We start from the raw sequence: 20404 nt of genomic DNA, 5'->3' as shown, positions 1-20404 counted from the left end.
AGACAATGTCGCGCAACCTCGGTCCCAACCCGATGCACCGTTCGGAAACCGCCAGCGCTGCAACCCCTGTCGCGGCGTCGCCCGGTCGGCACTTTGGCGTCAGCTCCTACGCACGCCCCTTGGCCGGGTTGGCGACGGTATTGGTGATCGCTTTGATCGTGGCCGTCGCGGTGGGCTTGTTCCGCGGTGACTTCACCCAGAGCGTGCCGGTGACCGTGGTCTCGCCCCGTGCCGGGCTGGTGATGAACCCGGACGCCAAGGTGAAGATGCGCGGTGTGGAAGTGGGCAAGGTTGCCGCCATCGATGTGCGGTCCAACGGTGACGCGGTCTTGCACCTGGCGATGGACCCATCGCAGGTCAGGCTCATTCCGAGCAATGTGCTCGTCGATATCGCTTCGACAAGCGTCTTCGGCGCCAAGTTCGTCGAACTGGTTCCGCCCGAGCAGCCTTCATCGGAGAGCCTGCAACCTCACCAGGTGCTCGAAGGCAAGCACGTCACCGTGGAAGTCAACACGGTATTCCAACAACTCACATCGCTGTTGTCGGCGATCGATCCGGCCAAGCAAGATCCGAGTCTTCCCGCACTGAGCCACGACCTCGCAGTCCTGCCCGTGGTGAGCAACGCCTACGCGGACGCGGCACAGGATCTTGTCAACACGGCCGAGAACGCGATCAGGATCAGCAAGTCGATCGTCGACGAGCAGCAGAACTTGGACGCGTTCCTGATCAGCTCGATCGGTTTGGCTGACGTGGGCAACGACGTGGTGGGCGGCAACCGGCAGGCGCTGACCGATGTCCTCGATCTATTGGTGCCGACCAGCGATCTGCTCTACGAATACCGCCAAGCGTTGTGGTGCGGCATTTCCGGTTCCCTGGTGAATCTTCATGCCCCGCCACTACCCGAGCCCATGATCAAGGTCTTGGTCTACCTGGGCTTCGGCGCCGAACGCTACCGGTACCCGTCGAACCTGCCCAAGGTGGCCGCCACCGGTGGGCCTCAGTGTTATGACCTGCCCTTGGTGCCCTTCGACAAGGCGCCACCGTTCGTGGTGGCCGATGTCGGCGCCAACCCGATGCAGTACGGCAACCCGCAACTGCTCCTGAACTCCGACGCGCTCAAGCAACTGTTGTACGGCCCGATCGATGGTCCACCACGCAACACCATGCAGATCGGGCAACCCGGATGACCGGCTCACGCGCGATGATCATCAAGTTCGGGGCGTTCGCCGCGGTGATGATCGTGCTGACGGTCTTTCTGTTCTTCATCTTCGGGCAGTACCGAACCGGCTCGACAAACGGTTATTCGGCCCTGTTCAACGACGTTTCACGGCTCAAGCCCGGCGAAACCGTGCGGATCGCCGGAGTCCGGGTGGGCACGGTCAACAGCGTCTCGCTGCGGACAGACAAGAAGGTCCTGGTGAAATTCGATGCTGACCGCAACATCGTGCTCACCACCGGCACCCGCGCCGTGGTGCGCTATCTGAACCTGGTCGGTGACCGCTATCTCGAACTGGTCGATGGCCCTGGCTCCACGAAAACGCTGCCCGCCGGATCACAGATCCCGATTGAGCGCACCGCCGGTGCCCTCGATCTCGATCTGCTCTTGGGCGGACTGAAACCCGTTACCCAGGGACTCAATCCGCAAGACGTCAATGCGCTCAGCGCGTCACTGATTCAGATTTTCCAGGGCGAGGGCTCAACACTGGAATCACTGCTGTCCAAGACGTCTTCGTTCACCAACGCGCTGGCGGACAACAACGAAACGGTGCAGGCGCTGATCGACAATCTCAACGTCGTGGTAGACACCGTCAACAGGGAAGGCACCAAGTTCTCCGGCGCTATCGACCGCCTGGAGCGGTTGATCAGCGCGCTGTCGCAGGACCGCGACACCATCGGTGCCGCGATCACCGCGCTGGACAACGGCACCACATCGATCGCCGATTTGCTTGGCCGCGCCCGCGCGCCGTTGGCCGGCACCGTGGATCAACTGAATCGGTTGGCCCCCTTGCTGGATAAAGACAAGAACCTCATTGATATTTCGCTGCAGAAGTTGCCGGACAACTACCGAAAGCTGACGAGGCTCGGTTCCTACGGCGCCTGGTTCCCGTACTACTTGTGCGGACTAGCGCTGCGGGTCTCCGATCTGCAGTACCGGACGGTGGAAGTGGGCATCACCCACCAGGTCACCGGGAGGTGCGCGGAACCGGCTGCTTAAGTATCGCGGAGCAGGTCTCATCCGGGCCGGATTCATCGGCGCGGTGCTGATAGTGCTGGTCATCGCTGTCGGGCTGAACCCCGAACAGCTGCTACAACGAGCCACCGCCGTGCGCTTCCAGGCGCTGTTTTCTGATGCCGGCGGCCTCGCCGTCGGCAACGATGTGACGGTATCGGGTATCAAGGTTGGCACCGTGTCGGGAATGTCGTTGCAGCGTGGCGATGTTCTGGTGACATTCATCGTCAACGGCGGTGTTGAGCTCGGGGCAGACAGCACCGCGCACATCAGGACGGGCTCGCTGCTAGGCCGGCGGGTGCTCACCGTTGAATCCGCGGGCGGCCACACGCTGCGTCCGATGGCTGTGATCCCGGTATCGCGCACATCATCGCCCTATTCGCTGTCGGAAGCCGTCAGCGACGCGGCGACCGACATCGCCGGCACCAACACCGATGCGCTCAACCAGTCCCTTGACACCTTGTCGGAGACGCTGAATCAGATTGCGCCGCAGCTGGGCCCCTCGTTCGACGGGCTGACCAGACTGTCGCAAGCCCTCAACGGCCGCAACCAGACGCTGGGCGAGCTGCTCAAAGGAGCCGCTGACGTCACCGGCATCCTGTCGCAACGCAGTCAGCAGCTCAACACGCTGATCCTCAACGCCGATGACCTGCTGTCCATGCTGGTGGCCCGGCGGCAAGCGATTGTGCGGCTGCTGGCCAGCACATCTGCGGTGGCCAAACAGCTGTCGGGGTTGGTCCACGACAACGAAAGCAAGCTCGCACCGACACTGGAGCGGCTGAACGCCGTGACCGCGATGCTGGAGAAGAACCGGGACAACCTCGCCAAGGCGTTGCCGGGACTGGCAAAGTACGAGCTGACCCAAGGGGAGACCGTCTCCAGCGGCTTCTACTACAACCCGTTCATCCCAAACTTGTTCACAATTCAATTCTTCCAGTGGTTCATCGACTATGCGTTCGGCTTCCGTGCCCACGGTGCCCCCGGTCAGCCGCCGGACAATGCCGGGCCGCGTGCCTTGTTCCCCTTCCCCTTCAACCAAAACCCGGGTGGGTCGCGATGATGCGGCTCGAAGGCGCTGCGCGCAGCAAGGTCAAAGCTGTGCTTGCGGTGGCCCTGGTCGGGCTAGTCGTCGTTGGTACCGGAGTTGCGCTGCGCAACAACTTCTTTCGTCCCACCACGATCACCGCCTATTTCCCCACCGCCACCGCGATCTATCCCGGCGATGATGTGCGCGTCTCGGGCATGAAGGTCGGCACCGTCGCCGCTATCCGCCCCGACGGGACCAAAGCGAAGATGATTCTGCACGTCGACCACAACGTGCAGATTCCGGCGGACGCGAAAGCGGTGATCGTCGCCCAGAATCTGGTGGCTGCCCGCTATGTCCAGCTCACCCCGGCCTACCGGTCGAGCGGCCCCGTCATGGCTGACGGCGCCCTGATACCGCTCGAGCGCACGGCGGTACCCGTCGAATGGGACGAGGTGAAAGACCAACTGATGCGCCTGGCCACCGAGTTGGGGCCCAACAGCAAGGTTTCCAGCCCATCGATATCGCGGTTCATCGACAGCGCCGCCGACGCGCTGGGCAACGGCAACGGCGACAAGCTACGCCAGACGCTGGCCGAACTGTCCGGGGTGGGGCGCATCCTGGCCAACGGCAGCGGAAACATCGTCGACATCATCAAGAACCTGCAGACGTTTATTGGGGCCCTGCGGGACAGCAACGTTCAGATTGTCCAATTCAACGATCGGCTGGCCTCGCTCACCAGCGTGCTCGACGACAACAAGTCCGACTTGGACGCGGCGTTGACCGACCTGTCCAGCGCGGTCGGCGAGGTGCAGCGATTCATCGCGGGCAGTCGTGATGCGACCGCCGAGCAGATCACGCGGTTGGCCGACCTCACGCAGATTCTGGTCGATAACAAGATGGCGCTGAAAAACGTCTGCACGTCACGCCGAACGCGCTTGCCAACGCCTACAACGACTACGACCCGGATGTCGGGAATGTGCGAGGCGGGGTCGGGATCCAGAACCTCACCAACCCGGTGTTCTCCATCTGCTCACAACTCGGCGCCATGGAGAACGTCACGTCGGTCGAGTCGGGCAAGCTGTGCGGCCTGTATCTGAGCCCGGCGTTGAAGGTGTTCAACCCGTTGATGTACTTCAACTTCAACTATTTCCCGATTCCGATCAACCCGATCCTGGCCCCGGCCTTCGACCTGCAAAACGTCGTGTACACCGAGTAGCGGCTGGCCCCCGGCGGCGAGGGGCCGAAGCCCATAGCGCCCGAGTTGCCGCCCGCGGTGTCGGCCTACACCGGGCTGCCGGGCGACACTCCGGAGGCGCCACCGCCCCCGCCGCCGCCGGCGCGGATACCGGGGGCCGCGATGCCGGAGCCGCCGCCGCCGAGCGTGCCGGCCGAACCGTCGCCGCCCCCGGCGAACTTATCGGACATGCTGCTTCCGGCGGAAGGGCCGCAGCCATGACGGCGTCAACCGCGACGCCGGCGCTACGGCGGCTGTTCGTCATCGGATGCTGCGTCATGCTGGCGGTGACCGGATGCGCGTTCAACGGGCTCAACTCGTTGCCGTTGCCGTTGCCGTTGCCGTTGCCGTTGCCGTTGCCGGGTGCGGTGGGGCGTGGGCCGGGAGCCAGCGTCTACCACGTTGAGATCGCCAACGTGGGCACCCTGGAAGCAAATTCGCCGGTGATGCTCAACGACGTCATCGTCGGCAGCATCAGCAAGATGACGGTGCGGGGTTGGCACGCCGACGTGGAGATCTCGGTACGGCGCGGAGCGGTGATCCCGGACAATGCGGTGGCTAGCGTCGGCCAGACCAGCCTACTGGGATCCATGCACCTGGCCTTGAATTCGCCGTTAGGCCAGGTGTCTGACCAACGGCTGCTACCGGGCTCCACCATCCCGCTGAGTCGGTCGTCGACCTATCCGTCGACCGAGCAGACGTTGTCCTCGCTGTCGGTGATCCTCAACGCCGGTGGGCTGGGGCAAATCGGGGACATCATTCACAATTTCACCGCGGCGCTATCCGGGCGTACCAGTGATATTCGTGATCTGCTGGTGCGTCTGGACAGATTCGTCGGCACATTCGACGAGCAGCGCGACAACCTGGTGGCGTCGATCCAGGCACTGAATCGGCTCGCCGGTACGCTGGCCGGCCAGCGCGAGGTGATCACCCAGGCGCTGCAGAAGATTCCGCCGGCGCTGGATGTTCTCATCCGGGAGCGGCCGCGGATCACGGCGGCGCTCGACAAGCTCGGGACGTTCAGCGACACCGCCACCAGACTGGTCAACGACGCCGGATCCGACTTGGTGCAGAACCTGCAGAACCTGGGGCCGACGATAAGTGCTCTTGCCGACATCGGACCGGACCTCGACGCCGCCATCGCCTACGCGCCGACGTTCCCGTTCACCCAGGGCTTCATCGATCGCTATATCCGGGGCGACTACGTCAACGGCTACTTCATCATCGACTTGACGAATGCGGGGCTGCGCAAGAGCATCCTGCTGGGTACGCACTGGGGCCGGTTGGGCGCCGAGGGCGTACCGGCTCCGGGGGATCCGGAATACCTGCAGTTCAAGTTCGGAGCTCCGATACCGCCTGGCCCGCCACCGGCGGACGCGCCACCGCCCGGGGACCCCGCGCCCGGCCCCCCGCCCGATTCGGCGGTTCCGATTCCGGGCGCGACTCCGGCCGAGGCCGCGCCGACGGACGGGGGTCCCTAGATGTTGACCCGGTTCGTGCGCATCCAGTTGGCGATCTTCGCGATTGCGGGAATGGTAGGTGTGGTGGTGATGGCGGTCTGGTACATCCAGGCCCCGACGCTGCTCGGTATCGGCAAAATGACTGTGACGCTGGAACTGCCGGCCACCGGTGGCCTCTATCGCTTCAGCAACGTGACCTACCGTGGCGTGCAGATCGGCAAGGTCACCGCGCTTGGCCTGACCTCCAGCGGCGCGAAAGCCACTCTGGCTCTGGATGCTTCGCCGAAGATCCCGGCGGATCTGAAAGCCGAGGTGCGCAGCATCTCGGCGGTGGGCGAGTACTACGTGGATCTGCGTCCCCGAACCGACTCCCCGCCCTACTTGCATGATGGCTCGGTGATCGCCAGGGACCGCGCCGTGATTGGCCAGCCGATTGGCCCGGTGCTCGATCAGACCAGCGCCCTGATCAACAGCATTCCCAAGGGTAAGCTCAGCACGTTGCTCGACGAGTCGTTCAACGCATTCAACGGGGCCGGTTACGATTTCGGATCGCTGTTCGACTCTTCAGCACAGCTGTCGGGTGACCTCAATGGCATCGCCGATCGTACCCGGACCCTCACCGAAGACAGCGGGCCATTTCTGGACGCGCAGGCGCAAACCACCGATTCAATTCGGTTGTGGGCACGCAGCCTTGCCGGGGTCAGCGGCCAGCTGGCCACCAACGACCCGCAGATACGCACCCTGTTGGAGCGCGGCCCGGGTGCCTTCAACGAGGCATCAAAATTGCTGGATCAGATTAAGCCGACGCTGCCGGTGCTACTTGCCAATCTGACCACTGTCGGTCAGATCGCGGTGACCTACCATGCCTCGGTCGAACAGATCCTGGTGCTGCTGCCGCCGTTCACCGCCGCGATTCAGTCTTTCCTGGGCACCAAGAGCCCGGTCGGCTTGGCCACTGGTGCGTTCAACCTCATCATCAGCGATCCGCCCGCGTGCACGGTCGGCTTCCTGCCGCCGAGTCAGTGGCGTAACCCGGCCGACACCACCATCGTTGACACCCCGGACGGGCTGTACTGCAAATTGCCGCAGGACTCCCCCATCGGAGTGCGCGGCGCCCGCAACTACCCGTGTATGGGTCAGCCCGGAAAGCGGGCGCCGACCGTCGAAATCTGCGAGAGCGACCAACCATTCGAGCCACTGGCGATGCGCCAGCACATCTTCGGTACCTAGCCGTTGGATCCCAACCTGATCGCGCAGGGGATCCCGCCCGACGACCGGGCCAACTGGAACCGCGAGAGAATCTTCGGTCCCGTGGAGGGCACGCCGCTGCCTCCGGGCGTGGGCCCGCCGGAGGAAACGGTGATGCCGCCGGGACCGCTGGGCCCGCCATCACCGATGGGGGAGGTTTCGCCGATTGCGCCCATCGACGTGCCGTCCACCCCGCCTCCCGCACCCATCGACGTGCCGTCGGCTGCACCGAGCGGACTCGGCCGGGCTGCGGCACGGCCCGGCCCATCCGTGGCTTTTGCCCAATACGACCCGCACACCGGTAGTTACGTCGCCCCCGATGGTCAGGTGTACCGCCAGACGGATCTGATTGTTCCCGACACGCCCAAAGCGCCCAGAACGTGGAAGGACATGCTTCCCACCTGAAGTCCCTTGCGCGGCTTAGCCGCCGGGCACGCCGGTCAGCCGATCTTGTCCAGGCGGAACGGCTGTTCGACATACAGCGGGGCGTTATTGCCGCACGCGCCGCTGGGGCCGGTGGTCTTCTCGCGACCGGCCAGAACCGGCGAACCAAGTTGGGTTTCACCGGTGTCGGGGTTGGCGGGATAGAAGTAGATGACATCGTGGCCGGTGAAACTTGTTCCGTCGGGACACGTTTCCCAATTCGGCAGGTCTTGTTTGACGGTCCACAATTGGCCGTCATGCATGGTCAGCGGTGCGGTCCAGCCCTGATCGCTGGTGACCTGGCCACTGCAATCCTGGGCGGTGCTGCATGAATAGGTGATGGTCCAGGTGCTGCGTACCACCGGCTCGTCGTGATAGACGGTATTGGTTCTGGCCCAGTCACCGATCACCGTGGCGGTATAAGTGCCATTGATGGCGGGATCGTAGGCCCATGCCGAAGGTGCCGAACCCACGCCGCCGAGTATCAGTGTTGCGCTTATCGCTACGCCCATGGAACGCATCACTTGCTCCTCGATGCGCTATTTCGCCGATTTCGAGTGAGATTCAAAGACTAACACCGTACGTGCATCCGACGGTATGGCAGAGCATCCAGACATGGCAATCACATGGGATCGAATCTCTCGATAAGCCAAGAACTATTGACCTTTGTCAGCGTTACCCGAATGCTGCTCGACGTCACAATCGGTTCCGGCTTCTGCTTGCTGGCGGTCTTCTGTTTGACAAATACCAGCACGACAGCCGAATTCGGTTGCAGCTCAGCCACCGCCGCCCGGACCACGCTGGCCGTGGTGGTGACTCGGCCGCGCTGCGCGGCGGGGCCGACGACCTGATCTGCGAACTGTCGGTAATACGTCAAATAGTTGTCGGTGAGGCGGGATCTGGCGTTGGCGAAATCATGGTCGAGGGTGTCGGGGGAGTAGGACAACAGAGCCACAGCGCCGTCGCTGGCCGCGGTGACAACCTGTTGTGCCGCCGCATCATCGGTCTGTAGATCCACTCGGTAGACGAAGTAGAAGTAGCCGGCGCCGAAAGCGACTGCCGCCACCAGTGATGTTGTCAGCAGGATTGCGCGCCAACGCCGCAGGCAACGACGCGTCCAGCGCTTAACTGCTGCGGCACCGGCGACTTTCACGGGACGAATTCAACTTTGGAGATCTTGAGCTGGGTGCCGTCGCGTTCGACGTTGACGACGATGCGCCAAGACCGTGTTTCGGGCTTCGTCTGATCGGGCTTGACGATGTCAGACTTAGCCGCAATCAGCACGATTGCCGAGTCGCCGGTCATGGACTCGACGGCGACAGCTTGGGCGGCGCCTTTGATATGGACTTTGGACTGCTCGACCGCCTTGACGAAGTCCTCGGCGCTCATCAATATGCCGGCCTTGAATATCCCGGTAGTGCTGTCGACGAAGCGCTGCACGTCGTCTCTGGCCTTGCTCGAGTCAATCGACATCATTGTCAGGACCGCGTTCCGGGCCGCAGCCGAATACGCTGCGGCGCGCTCGCGTTGCGCGACGGCGTTGTGGTGGTGCCACAGTAGAAACCCGCTGGCACTCAACGAGGCGCAGATGACCACAAGCGCGCCCGCGGCCGCCAAGGCCTTTCGGCTGTGGCGACGTCCTCGCCCGCGGCGCGTTGGTGTTCTCGTGGGTTCCTGTTCGTCGGGGGCGGCGCTGGCATCGGGATCGGTTGAGGCCGCTTCGGCGAGTTCGCGAAGCCGGGTGGCGCGGGCACGAGCGGAATCGGCGCGGGCCTGTGCCCGCGCGGGTAGGTCTGCTTCGGCAGCCGCGTCGGCTGCGCCGGTGACCCCTGCCTCCGGATCCTCGGTATCGAGCGTCTGTGCTGGAAGCTCGCGCGGCGGCATGGATCACCTCCTGGTCCGCACCTATCGGAGAGCCACATTATCACTGGCAAATAAGAGGTCTGGAGCGATTGCTACCGCCGGTGAATCAGTGTCTCTCCGTGAAACAGAATTTCCTTCCCAATTTCAGTCGCCGCTGTGGCAAAGTGATTTTGTGCGATTCATTGTGGCATCGGTCGCCGCAGTGCTGGGTTCAGCAATGTGGGCGGGCCTGCCGGTGGCGCCGTTGGCCGTCGCCGAGCCGAGCACGTGCGACTACCCGGATTGCACACCAGGTATTAGGCCGCACGTTGTGCTCGGTGCGCCGTGTGACAGCACCACCTACTACGTATTCGGGACTGCCGACTATTACGTGTCGTTCGCCACACAGCCGGGGCGGCTGATGTTTTGCGGCTCGCCCAGAAGATATGAGCCCCGGTGGTTCCGGTCGCCGCCAATGGCCGGCATCAAGGACGAGAACTCCTCGTGTACCGATTTCCCGGAGTATTACGTTGCGCAAGCGCCAGATGGGCTGTTCCTGGTGTGTGTTGCCCACGACGGCAGACAAGCCTGGGAGCGCGGCGACACCTAATCCGTGCGAGCGGTGCACGGCCGAAGCTAGGGCAGCATGTTCGGGATCTCGGGCCAATCTTGGAAGGGGCTCGGCCCGAAGTAGTCGCGGTCGTGCAGCGTGCCGTCCATGTCGCGGTGATGAGCGTCATGGCAAGTGGTGGGATCCCATTGCGGTCCCCAGGCCGGGTCGAACGGCTGGCCCGGACACCAGTGGTATCCCACAAACGGCCAGGGCGGATCGTCCGCGTGGGCCCTGGCTGCAGCGCCCACACCGATGAGCCCGAACCCGGTGAGCACCATGGTCGTCGCGGCGACCGAGCGAGCGACTTTGCTCATGGTGGAAACGTTACCGGAAAAGGCGTTCCCGTTGGGGGCCGTTGTCGGTTGACTCCGGTTGATGACCGGGACTAGCTGGATTCGAATTCACCTGTAGCGCTGTGGTGTAGGCGATTCGGGGCGGCAGTGGGACTCATCACCCCGGGGCGCTGCTGGGTAACGGGGACGGTGAGGGGGACGGCGATCCGTAGGGCGCGGACTAGCCTTCGCCGGTATCCATCAGCCGACTTGTGATGCGCCGTAGCTGGGTACGCAGCGTCGCGTCGTCGACATCGGCGACCAACGGGTGCAACACGCCGACGGCTATGGCGCCGGACAACATGGCCGCCAGCACGCGGGTGTCTTGGCCCGCATCGCCAATCAGGACGCCATAGAGCCGCTCGATGAACCGCTGAAACGGCTGTTGCTCGGCCAGCAGCCGGACGATGACCGGATCGAACTGCAGGGTGCTGGCGGCGCCGCGACGCTCGACGGCCAGCTCGATGACGCGATCCAGCAGCAACTCACGCGCCTGGGAAGGATGGTCGTGCGCCTCGGCGGCTTCCAAGGTCTCTTCCAAGCCGCCGAGTTCGCGTTCGGTGAGCGCGATGACGATCTGTTCCTTCGTCTTGAACTGGTGATAGACGGCCGCCTTGGTGACGCCGACGGCGTCGGCGATCATTTGCAGCGAGGTCCCGCCCACGCCGTGCTCGGCGATCAAGCCCAGCGCGGCGTCCAATATGCGCACCTGCGCGGCGCTGCGTGTGATGACACGAAACTGGTTGCGGGACTGGGAGGACACCACACCGGGAGCCTAGCCGATCGGCTATTGACCGAAAGTAGCCGATCGGCTAGTTTCGCTGACTAGCGGGCCGGGAAGGAGTCACCGGTGGGCGAGGTCGGCGAAAGCCAGGTAGATGCGCGGGGGGTGCGCAGACGCACCGACGGCGAGCTGATTCTGTTGTGGACCTTGCCCGCCGCGTCGGTCATCTGGGTGGCCGCGTTCCTCTTGTTTCCGGGGTTCCTCCCACCCATGTCGCCGATGATGCCCGCGGAGCGGGTGGCCGCGTTCTACCGCGATCCGGCGAACCTGCCACGCATCCGCTACAGCATGATCCTGTTCAACTGGTTCGGCGTCTGCCTCATCCCGATCCTGATCCTGCTCGTGTTGCAGATCCGCAGGATGGCTCATCGCACGCCGATCTTCTCCTACTGCATGCTCGGCTGCGTGGCCGGCGGCCCAACACTTTTCCTCATCGCCAACGTCTGTTGGCTGCTGGCCGCCTTTCGTCCGGAACGGGAACCGCAGCTGACGCAGCTGCTCAACGATTTTGCCTGGATCACCTTCACCACCGTGGTCCCTTTCCTCATCGGACAGAGCGTGATCCTGGCTCTGGCGATCTACTTCGATGACCCCGCGCATCCGGTGTTGGGGCGCTGGGTGGCGCATTTCAACATCGTTGTCGCGGCCGCGCTGACCCCGGCGGCATTCGTTGGGCTGGCATTGACCGGTCCGCTGGCGTGGGACGGGGCGTTGTCGTTCTGGCTGAAGAACATTGCCATCGTGGTGTGGAGCGTGGTGATGGGCGTGGTGTTGGGCCGGTGCCTCTACCGGGAACAAGCGCAATGCCGGCAGTGAGGGTGTCAACCGGTGACCGGCTGGGGGCGCCAGCCGGGGGTCCCGCGGGGCCACTGCCACGCCGGATCGTCTGGCAGTGTCGGCACAACCCGAAGCGCGAGCTGTGGCTGGCCTGGGGGACACTGGTTGTCTTCTACAACATCTTTTTCGTGGTGTTCTTCCTCGCCACCCGAACCCAGCCGCCGCCGGATCCCGGGTGGGATGACTCCCGGGTCGCGCAGTGGTTCCAGGACAACCACTTTGGGATCCTGGCCGGGTTTGCCGTGATGTTCGTCATCACCGCCATGACGACGATGAGCAACGCCCTGATCGCCTATTCGATGCGCCGGATGTCCATCAGCCGGGCGTTCGCGTATTCCTACCTGATCCTATACTCGCTCAGCGCGATCCCGGGCATGCTGCTGATGTGCATCGCGCTGACGGTCGCAGCGATGCGCCCCGGCCGTGACCCGAGGCTGACCCACTGGATCTACGACTTCGCCTTCCTGTCGTTCGTCGGCACCATGGGCGTGTTCCTGATCGGCTCGCTGGTGTGGATGCTGGCGATTCTCATCGACCGCAACCGGGTGTTCCCAAAGTGGTTCGGATATCTCAACCTGTGCAACGCACTCACCGAGATCGTCGTGTCGCCGGCGTGGATCTTCCGCGGCGGCGTATTGGCGTGGAACGGTCAGATCGCCTGGTGGCTCGACATGGTGGTATTCGGCATCTATACCGGGGTTTTCATCGTTCTGCTGAGGCGGATGATCCAGCGTGAGGACTTCGGCACCGGGCCGCTGCCGGATCTCCCGGTGCGAGAGCCGGCGTAGCGATGACCGAGCTTTCCGGTACCGGCACGCGGCAGGATGCGGACAGGCAACCCACGTTCGTGCCGGGCCAGCCCGACATGTGGGCGTTTGTACTGTTCGAAACGCTGTTATTCACGGCGTATTTCGGGTTCTACCTGTTCTATCGGGGGCGAAGTCCTGAACTGTTCTCGAGCGCCCAGGCGCAGCTGGACCTGCGCATCGGCACCTTCAACACCCTGGTGTTGTTGCTCAGTTCGTGGTCGGTAGCGCGATGCGTTCAGGCGGCTCGGGCCGGCGCATACCGACGGGGGTTGCGGGACGCCTTGCTCACGGCGTGTCTCGGTCTGGTGTTCATGGTGTCCAAGGTGGCCGAGTGGGCCAAAGCGGCCCCGCTGGGAAACGGACTGGCCGGTAGCGATTTCTTCACGTACTACTACTTTCTCACTGGAATCCACTTTGTCCACCTATTGATCGGCTTCGTAGTCCTGGGCATCATCGTGTTTGAACTACGTGGTCCGGCAACGAGATCGCGGCGAACCCAGGAGCTGGTGGAAACCTGTGCCACCTACTGGCACACCGTGGACTACCTCTGGGTGCTCATTTTTGCGCTGCTGTACGTGGTGAGGTGATCGGTGGGGCAGAAATTCAATACCAGGCTGTTGGTCGTCTGGGTGATTCTGGCGTCGCTCACGCTAACCTATCTGTGGATGGACCGCTACATCGACCCCGGATCGCCAAGTCCCAGCAGGGTGCTCACGGCAAGCGTGATCGTGATCGCCCTTGTCAAGGTGCGCATCATTTTTCGGGAGTTCATGGAGGTGCGTCAGGCCCCGAAACTGCTGCGTCGGCTAACCGACGCGTGGGTGATTCTGATCGGCATCAGCCTGTTCGGGAGCTACGCCGTAGGGCTGGCGCTCGGGTGGCCCGGACGGAATCGAGCGCTAGCCCGCGGGAGTGAAAGTGATGTGGAGTTCGGTGAGTCCACGCAGTATGTAGGTCGGCTCGTAGGTATACCGACGGTCGTCGGCGGGGCCGTGCCGGTCTTCGTTGATGACGATGTCGTGCATCCGGTCCAGAATGCGCTCCAGCGAGACGCGACCCTCCACGCGTGCCAGTGGCCCTCCCGGGCAGGAGTGCACTCCGCGGGCGAAAGCCATGTGCTCGCGAACATTCGGGCGATCCAAACGAAATTCATGGGGGTCCTCGAACCGGCGTGGGTCGCGGTTGGCAGCGCCGGGCAATACCATCACGACGGTGCCGGCGGCGATATCGAGCCCACCCACTGTGGTTCTCTTGCGAGCCAGCCGGGAGTCGCTCTTGACGGGGCTATCCATCCGCAGTGATTCCTCGATGAAGTTTGGTATGAGGCTGCGGTTTTCGCGTAGCTGGCGCTGGATGTCCGGCCGGTCGCCGAGTACGCGCATGGCGGCGGTCAGCAGCTTGGCGGTGGTTTCCTGACCGGCCGCGAACAGGAAGGTGGCCCATCGGACCACGTCGATGATCTCCGGCGTCGAACCGTCCGGGTAGGTCGCGGTGGCCAACGCTGTCAATACGTCGTTGCGCGGTTGGCGCCGCCGGTCCTCGATGTAGGCACTGAACTTGTCGTCGAGCCACTGCAGTGGGTTGACGCCCACCGATTCATGGTCGAGTGCGCCGACTCGACCCATCCGGTCGGCGCCCAGCACAACACGGAAGTCCTTGCGGTCGTCCTCGGGTACGCCGAGCAGGTCGGCGATCACCAAAGTGGCAAAGGGCTTGGCGTATTCACTGATGAACTCGCATTCGCCGGCGCCGAGAAACTCATCAAGCTGGCGATCGGCGAGCCTCCACATGAACTCCTCGTTCTGTTTGAGCCGGCTGGGGGTCAGTAGCCGGCTCAGAATCGACCGCGCCCGACTGTGCTCCGGTGGGTCCATGGTGACCATCTGCTCGTACATCGGAAACTGTTCGCGATGGGCGTCGATCTGGGCGTTGACGTCGTCACCGTTGGGTGTGAAGGGCAGCGGCGGGAACGGGCCACCGAGCGCGACGCAGTTGGAAAAGGAGTCGGTGTCCTTGTATACCGCGGTCGCCTCCTCGTAACCGGTGACCGCGACGACGCCGTACTGAGGTAGCCGCAGTACCGGGCTTTGGCGTCGCAGGTAGTCGAAGTAGGGATGTGGGTCCGGGATCAGGGACGGGTCAGTGAAGAAGTCGATGGATTCGTAGCTGCTCATTGCGTGCGTGCCTCCCATGGCCGGCTGGCGCCGCCGGAGAATCCCATTTCCGCTGCGCTGAGCACCTGCTTAGCATGGCGGTAATGTCACGGTCAAGGGTGCGCGCGGCGATACGATCGTGGCGAGCCGTCCGGTTTCTTGTGGAGAGTACGGAGCAAAGGCATGACATCGGCCCGTCGGATCGGGGCGCCTGACGCGAAGAATCGTGGCGTGCTCCTCGACACGGCCGAACAACTCATGATCGAAGAGGGCTACGCGGCGGTGACGTCGCGCCGGGTGGCGAGTGAGGCCGGACTCAAGCCCCAGCTGGTGCACTATTACTTCCGCGCGATGGAGGAGCTGTTCCTCGAGCTGTTCCGCCGCCGCGCCGAAGCGGGTCTGCGTGCGCAGGCCCAAGCGCTGCAGTCACCGAAACCGCTGTGGGCGTTGTGGAGACTGGGCAGCGATCCGGCTTTTGCGCGTATTTCGATGGAGTTCATGGCCTTGGCCAATCACCGCAAGGCGTTGCGGGCCGAAATCGCCCACTACGCGGAGCGGTTCCGTGATGAACAGCGACGGGTGATCACCGCGGCACTGCAGCGCTACGGCGTGGACAGCCAGGACGTTCCGCCGGTGGTGTGGACGGTTCTGATGGCCAGCCTGTCGCGCTTTCTGGTGCTGGAGAAGGCACTTGGCATGTCTGGTGGTCACGCCGAAACGATCGAGTTGGTGGAAAGCTACCTGCGCCGGTTAGAGGGCGAGCCCTAGGTTCACCAGATTCGTAGCGAACAGAGGACGCCGCGGGGTCCGTCTTTGGACACCTTGACCACCCCGTCCACCGCCAGGTCGCAGTGAAACTGCGGCGCGCCCTGTTGCCTGCCGGTGCTCGCGGTGACCACCGCCCATTGGTCGGGGTTGGCCAGCATGACCTGCATGGTCCACGGCTTCCCTGGTGCGATATCGGCCTGGATGTTCGGGGTGAACTGATAGTTGTTGTGGCTGTAGTCGGAGAAGACTGCGGGGTCTTGGTCCCCGTAATAGATGTCGGCGTAGATGGGGCTCTTGGCGGAGACGGTGTAGGTGACCTGATGCATGGGCGGGTCGTCCGCGTATGACTTGGGCGCGCCGGCAAGTGCACCAGTCATGGTTGCAATCGCGGCGACCGTAACCGATCGCAGGACCGGTTGCCTGTTGCTGGTCATGTCGCTCCTTCGGCTCCCGGTCCACGGTTGGGGGTACGGTTCATCACCCGCTCTGCGGCTTGCCAGTGCGCATCCTTAACCCATAGCCGGGCAAAGGACGCTATCGCCTCATCTGGTGAAGTTCCGTTGATTACGCGTTTGACCTCGGCCGCCGGACGCCGTGCCAGCGATCTGGCCAGCGACCGCCAGCCGCCGTCGGTCGAGTCGAAGGACGCACGCGGGAACACCAGATCCACCAAGCCAATTCGCTCGGCCTCAACGGCATCGAGTGCAATCCCACTGCCCGCCAACAGCAGCGCCTTGCTCTTGCCGACCACCGCGGCCAACCGCTCGGCGCCGCCCCACGCCGGCATGATCTCCAGCAGCACCTGATTGAAGGCGATCTTGATATCGTCGGCGGCCACCCGGATATCGGCCGCGACGGCGACCTCGGCTCCACCCCCGAATGCGTGTCCGTTGAGGGCGGCGATCACCGGTGCCGGAAACGTGGCGATCTGATCGCAGATGGACCGCATCCGCTTCGCCATTGCCGAGGCGTCTTCCAGGGTGCGCAGCGCGCTCAATTCCTTGAGGTCGCCGCCGGAGACGAAAGCTCGATCGCCGGCGCCCTTGATCACCAGGGCCTGTGCTCCCGCTGCCGCGTCGAGTGCATCCTGCAGCTGTGCCATGGTCTCCAAACCGATGGCATTGCGTGCGTGGGGGCGATCGATGGTCAGTACGGCTAGCCCGGTGTCGAGCTCATCAAATTCCAAGTCCACCATGTGGTCAATGCTCCTGAACGCGCCATCAAAGAGCAAAATCAGTGCTCGGATAACTGCCCGCCGGTATAGGCATTCTCTTCAACGGAGAATAGCATCATCGCTGCAGGTCCAGAAGGCGCGTCGCGCGGAATCGAGGTGGCCGGGTGCGCAATCCGATCAAGCTGGCGTTCGTGTGTCTGCTCGCGTCAGCCGGTCTGACCGGCTGCGGCTCGTCGTCGGGCTCGCAGCTGGCCAGCACGGCGTCGATGACCGTCAACGGCGCCGACGTGCAGCCACGCGTGGTGCGGTGCATCCAGATCGAGTGGTACCGGACCATCCAGATCGGAGACCAAGCCTCCGGGGTCAGGGTCCTGATCGACCAGGGGGCGCGGCCGATGATCGCGAAGTCGGTTCGCATCACCAATCTGGGGGGCTTCACCGGGATGTACGCCCAGGGCGACGGCGGCGACGCGGGCCTGCACTTCAGCGATGGCCGATTCACCATCACCGGGAACGCCGACGGGTACAACACGGACAAGCCCGCCGAGCCCACGACGGCCGCATTTCGGATCAGCGTCAACTGCTGACCGGGCGCAATTGCGGGTAGCACGCGCAGTGACGCCCGTTGCGGCCGCCAAGATATGAAAATAATATTCTCCTGAATCGCGAAGGAGGATTCCATGTCATCGGCTGCTCTGTCAGATCCGCTCTTCGACGCGGACAACCACCTCTACGAAACCGAGGAGTCGCTGACCAAGTACCTGCCCAAGCAGTACCGGGGCGTGATCCAGTACGTCCAGGTCAACGGGCGCACGAAGATCGCCATACGCGGCCAGATAAGCGATTACATCCCCAACCTCACCTTCGAGGTGGTGGCCAGGCCCGGGGCGATGGAGGAGTACTTCCGGATCGGCAACCCGGATGGGAAGAGCCGGCGGGAGATCTTCGGCGAGCCGATGCGCTCGATTCCGGCGTTCCGCGAACCCGGCCCGCGGTTGGAGCTGATGAACGAACTGGGCGTCGACCGATCGTTGATGTTCCCCACCCTGGCCAGCCTCATCGAGGAGCGGATGCGCGACGATCCGCTGCTCATCCACATAGTGGTGCACGCACTCAACGAATGGCTGCACGAGGAATGGGGCTTTCGCTACCAGGACCGGATCTTCACCGTGCCGGTGGTCAGCCTGCCGATCGTGGAGAAGGCCATCGAAGAACTGGACTGGGTGGTCGAGCGGGGTGCCCGCGCGGTCTTGGTGCGCCCGGCTCCGGTGCCCGGATATCGCGGCCCGCGGTCGTTTGCGTTGCCGGAGTTCGATCCGTTCTGGCACCGCTGCGTCGAGCACGACGTGCTGGTCGCCATGCATTCCTCGGACTCCGGGTACGCCCGCTACACCGCCGAGTGGGATGGCGGCGACAAGGAGATGCTGCCCTTCCAGACCAATGCGTTCTCCATGCTCAACGAGTGGCGCCCGGTCCAAGACGCCGTCGCGTCGTGGGTGATTCACGGCGCGTTGTACCGCGTTCCGCGGCTCAAGGTCGCGGTCATCGAGGCTGGCTCCAAATGGCTGTTCCCGTTGCTCGATCAGCTGGCTGATGTTTACAAGAAGACTCCGGAAAGCTTCCCCGGCGGCGACCCGGTCGAAGAGATCAAGAACCGCATCCACATCAGCCCGTTCTACGAGGACGGCATCGCGGATCTGATCAAGCTGATCGGTACCGACCGGGTGCTCTACGGCTCGGACTATCCGCACCCGGAGGGGCTCGCGCAACCCCGGCACTACGCCGACGCGCTGCAGGACCTCAGCGTCGATGACCAGGCAAAGATCATGGGAGGCAACCTCGCTCGGCTGATGTCGGTGTGAACGAATGGCAGACCATCCCCGAGATGGTCTTGAGCGCGGGTGAGCGTTTCGGCGATGCAGAAGCCATCGTCGACGGGTCGTTGCGGATCACCTTCACCGAGCTGACCGATCGGGTGCGCCGCGCCGCAGGTGCGTTCGCGGCGATGGGCATCGACAGGGGGGACCGCGTTGCCGTCTGGGCGCCCAATTCGGCCGAGTGGATCATCGCCGCCTTCGGGCTGCTGACCGCTGGAGCGGTGCTGGTCCCGGTCAACACGCGCTTCAAGACGGACGAGGCCGCCGACATCATCCGGCGCAGCGGGGCCAGGGCGGTGCTTTTCGAAAAAGGATTCTTGGGAATGGATTTCACCGTTCCAGACGGCATCCCGGCGATCGATCTGCGCTCCGGCTTCCTGGAGTGTGGCAAGCCGTTCGAGCGTGCGGTCAGTGGATCCGACATCGCGGACATCGTCTACACATCGGGTACCACCGGGCGGCCCAAGGGCGTGATGATGGATCACGCGCAAACATTGCGCCACTACGCCCATTGGTGTGATCGCGCGGATCTGCGCACCGGCGACCGCTACCTGATCGTCAACCCGTTCTTCCACATCTTCGGGTACAAGGCCGGCTGCATCGCGTCGCTGATCAGGGGCGCCACCATCATTCCGGTACGTGTCTTCGTCCTCGACAACGTGCTGGAATTGATTGAACACGAGCGAATTACGATGCTTCCTGGGCCTCCGACGCTGTACCACTCGCTACTGTCCGCTCGAGGTCGGCGGGACCTGTCGTCACTGCGGGCGGGGGTGACCGGCGCCGCGGATATCCCGGTGGAACTGATTCGGCGGGTGCGCACCGAGTTGCCGTTCCAGACCATCATGACCGGCTACGGCCTTACCGAGGCCGGAACGGTCACCCTGTCCAAGCCGGAGGATTCGTTCGAGGACATCGCCACCACCGCGGGTCTCGCGTGCGACGGCATCGAGCTGGCGACCGCCGACGACGGCGAGATCTTGGTGCGCGGATACAACGTCATGAAGGGCTACCTCGACGATCCGGTTGCCACCGCCGAAGCCATCGACGGCGAGGGCTGGCTACATACCGGAGACCTCGGCACCATCGACGAAACCGGCCGGCTGCGCGTGGTCGGCCGCAAGAAGGACATGTTCATCGTCGGCGGCTTCAATGCCTACCCGGCCGAGATCGAGGGCTTTCTGATGGAGCACGAGGCGGTCGCACAGGTGGCCGTCATCGGCGTTCCCGACGAGCGGCTCGGACAGGTCGGTAAGGCGTTCGTGGTTCGCCAGAGCGGCAAAAGTGCGCTCAGCGCTGAGGATTTGCTGGGTTGGTGCCGGGAACGGATGGCGGGATTCAAGGTCCCGCGTTCGGTGCGCTTTGTCGATGCGTTGCCGCTGAATGCGACCGGAAAGGTGGTCAAGGACCTGCTCCGCTAGGGCGTGGCTTCGCGATATGCTGCGCGTCGAGAAGCATATTTCCGCAAGTAAAAGCTACTTTTGTCTTTGGTGTAGCTTTGGACTAGGAGCCGCCTTGGGGGCCAAACGACAACGTGGCTCTCCAAGGTTCGTCGAGACGAGGGGTCGATGCCGCGAGATGTGAAGTTGCGCA

Annotated in this window: 20 protein-coding genes and 3 pseudogenes; 15 read left to right on the top strand and 8 right to left on the bottom strand. The window is 63.7% G+C overall.

Annotation, left to right across the window (positions count from 1 at the left end; all coding sequences use genetic code 11):
- The first annotated feature begins 5 nt into the window (after positions 1–5).
- From MPSD_RS24125 to MPSD_RS24100, 6 genes and pseudogenes are all read left to right on the top strand, one after another.
- Positions 6–1187, top strand: coding sequence for an MCE family protein (locus MPSD_RS24125; RefSeq protein WP_086084968.1), 1182 nt, complete (start codon positions 6–8; stop codon positions 1185–1187).
- Positions 1184–2215, top strand: coding sequence for an MCE family protein (locus MPSD_RS24120; protein ID WP_020785990.1), 1032 nt, complete (start codon positions 1184–1186; stop codon positions 2213–2215). Before MPSD_RS24125 ends, MPSD_RS24120 begins: the two co-directional genes overlap by 4 nt.
- Entirely contained in the window at positions 2208–3290 is a 1083-nt protein-coding gene (locus MPSD_RS24115) for an MCE family protein (RefSeq protein ID WP_086084969.1), read from the top strand. Before MPSD_RS24120 ends, MPSD_RS24115 begins: the two co-directional genes overlap by 8 nt.
- A pseudogene (locus MPSD_RS24110) lies at positions 3287–4713 on the top strand (MCE family protein). Before MPSD_RS24115 ends, MPSD_RS24110 begins: the two are co-directional and overlap by 4 nt.
- Positions 4710–5972, top strand: a complete 1263-nt coding sequence (locus tag MPSD_RS24105; protein WP_086084970.1) for an MCE family protein — start codon at positions 4710–4712, stop codon at positions 5970–5972. Before MPSD_RS24110 ends, MPSD_RS24105 begins: the two are co-directional and overlap by 4 nt.
- Positions 5973–7604 (top strand): annotated as a pseudogene (locus MPSD_RS24100) (MCE family protein).
- Between the two features lie 35 nt (positions 7605–7639).
- On the opposite strand, the gene MPSD_RS24095 reads toward MPSD_RS24100, so the two are convergent.
- From MPSD_RS24095 to MPSD_RS24085, 3 genes are all read right to left on the bottom strand, one after another.
- Entirely contained in the window at positions 7640–8143 is a 504-nt protein-coding gene (locus MPSD_RS24095) for an Rv2253/PknI dimerization domain-containing protein (protein WP_020785997.1), read from the bottom strand.
- A 101-nt stretch (positions 8144–8244) separates the two neighbouring features.
- Entirely contained in the window at positions 8245–8688 is a 444-nt protein-coding gene (locus tag MPSD_RS24090; protein ID WP_232022658.1) for a twin-arginine translocation pathway signal, read from the bottom strand.
- Positions 8689–8771: 83 nt separating this feature from the next.
- On the bottom strand, positions 8772–9506 hold the full coding sequence (locus MPSD_RS24085; RefSeq protein ID WP_086084971.1) for a hypothetical protein: 735 nt from the start codon (positions 9504–9506) through the stop codon (positions 8772–8774).
- A gap of 151 nt (positions 9507–9657) precedes the next feature.
- Here MPSD_RS24085 and MPSD_RS24080 point away from each other — a divergent pair, with 151 nt between their 5' ends.
- Positions 9658–10074, top strand: a complete 417-nt coding sequence (locus MPSD_RS24080) for a hypothetical protein (protein ID WP_012396240.1) — start codon at positions 9658–9660, stop codon at positions 10072–10074.
- A 26-nt stretch (positions 10075–10100) separates the two neighbouring features.
- Here MPSD_RS24080 and MPSD_RS24075 read toward each other — a convergent pair whose 3' ends face one another.
- Both MPSD_RS24075 and MPSD_RS24070 read right to left on the bottom strand, forming a co-directional pair.
- Entirely contained in the window at positions 10101–10391 is a 291-nt protein-coding gene (locus tag MPSD_RS24075; protein ID WP_020726573.1) for an Mtp family mycobacterial-type pilin, read from the bottom strand.
- Positions 10392–10590: 199 nt separating this feature from the next.
- On the bottom strand, positions 10591–11109 hold the full coding sequence (locus MPSD_RS24070) for a TetR/AcrR family transcriptional regulator (protein WP_223161309.1): 519 nt from the start codon (positions 11107–11109) through the stop codon (positions 10591–10593).
- 150 nt (positions 11110–11259) lie between these two features.
- On the opposite strand from MPSD_RS24070, the gene MPSD_RS24065 reads away from it, so the two are divergent.
- From MPSD_RS24065 to MPSD_RS24050, 4 genes and pseudogenes are all read left to right on the top strand, one after another.
- A complete protein-coding gene (locus MPSD_RS24065; protein ID WP_020786000.1) occupies positions 11260–12009 on the top strand; it encodes a hypothetical protein in 750 nt (249 codons plus the stop codon).
- Complete coding sequence (locus tag MPSD_RS24060) at positions 11997–12818, top strand: hypothetical protein (protein WP_051153620.1); 822 nt, start codon at positions 11997–11999, stop codon at positions 12816–12818. Before MPSD_RS24065 ends, MPSD_RS24060 begins: the two co-directional genes overlap by 13 nt.
- 2 nt (positions 12819–12820) lie before the next feature.
- Entirely contained in the window at positions 12821–13426 is a 606-nt protein-coding gene (locus MPSD_RS24055) for a cytochrome c oxidase subunit 3 (protein WP_020786002.1), read from the top strand.
- 3 nt (positions 13427–13429) lie between these two features.
- A pseudogene (locus MPSD_RS24050) lies at positions 13430–13714 on the top strand (cytochrome C oxidase subunit IV family protein); the annotation flags it as partial.
- Between the two features lie 24 nt (positions 13715–13738).
- On the opposite strand, the gene MPSD_RS24045 reads toward MPSD_RS24050, so the two are convergent.
- On the bottom strand, positions 13739–15013 hold the full coding sequence (locus MPSD_RS24045) for a cytochrome P450 (RefSeq protein ID WP_086084972.1): 1275 nt from the start codon (positions 15011–15013) through the stop codon (positions 13739–13741).
- A gap of 162 nt (positions 15014–15175) precedes the next feature.
- On the opposite strand from MPSD_RS24045, the gene MPSD_RS24040 reads away from it, so the two are divergent.
- Complete coding sequence (locus MPSD_RS24040) at positions 15176–15760, top strand: TetR/AcrR family transcriptional regulator (RefSeq protein ID WP_086084973.1); 585 nt, start codon at positions 15176–15178, stop codon at positions 15758–15760.
- Between the two features lie 2 nt (positions 15761–15762).
- Here the strand turns inward: MPSD_RS24040 and MPSD_RS24035 are convergent, their stop codons facing one another.
- Positions 15763–16194, bottom strand: a complete 432-nt coding sequence (locus MPSD_RS24035; RefSeq protein WP_020786004.1) for a hypothetical protein — start codon at positions 16192–16194, stop codon at positions 15763–15765.
- Positions 16191–16955: an enoyl-CoA hydratase/isomerase family protein gene (locus MPSD_RS24030; protein WP_020786005.1), complete on the bottom strand. Its 765-nt coding sequence runs from the start codon at positions 16953–16955 to the stop codon at positions 16191–16193. Before MPSD_RS24030 ends, MPSD_RS24035 begins: the two co-directional genes overlap by 4 nt.
- Before the next feature lie 143 nt (positions 16956–17098).
- Here MPSD_RS24030 and MPSD_RS24025 point away from each other — a divergent pair, with 143 nt between their 5' ends.
- The 3 genes from MPSD_RS24025 to MPSD_RS24015 all read left to right on the top strand — a co-directional run bounded on the left by MPSD_RS24025 (position 17099) and on the right by MPSD_RS24015 (position 20232).
- A complete protein-coding gene (locus tag MPSD_RS24025) occupies positions 17099–17521 on the top strand; it encodes a lipoprotein LpqH (RefSeq protein ID WP_020786006.1) in 423 nt (140 codons plus the stop codon).
- 93 nt (positions 17522–17614) lie between these two features.
- Entirely contained in the window at positions 17615–18796 is a 1182-nt protein-coding gene (locus MPSD_RS24020; RefSeq protein WP_020786007.1) for an amidohydrolase family protein, read from the top strand.
- A gap of 23 nt (positions 18797–18819) precedes the next feature.
- On the top strand, positions 18820–20232 hold the full coding sequence (locus MPSD_RS24015) for a FadD3 family acyl-CoA ligase (protein ID WP_036427129.1): 1413 nt from the start codon (positions 18820–18822) through the stop codon (positions 20230–20232).
- Positions 20233–20404 lie beyond the last annotated feature (172 nt).

Source organism: Mycobacterium pseudoshottsii JCM 15466, assembly GCF_003584745.1.
In the GTDB taxonomy this organism is placed as follows: Bacteria; Actinomycetota; Actinomycetes; order Mycobacteriales; family Mycobacteriaceae; genus Mycobacterium; species Mycobacterium marinum.
This window is presented reverse-complemented; position numbering and strand designations above follow the sequence as displayed.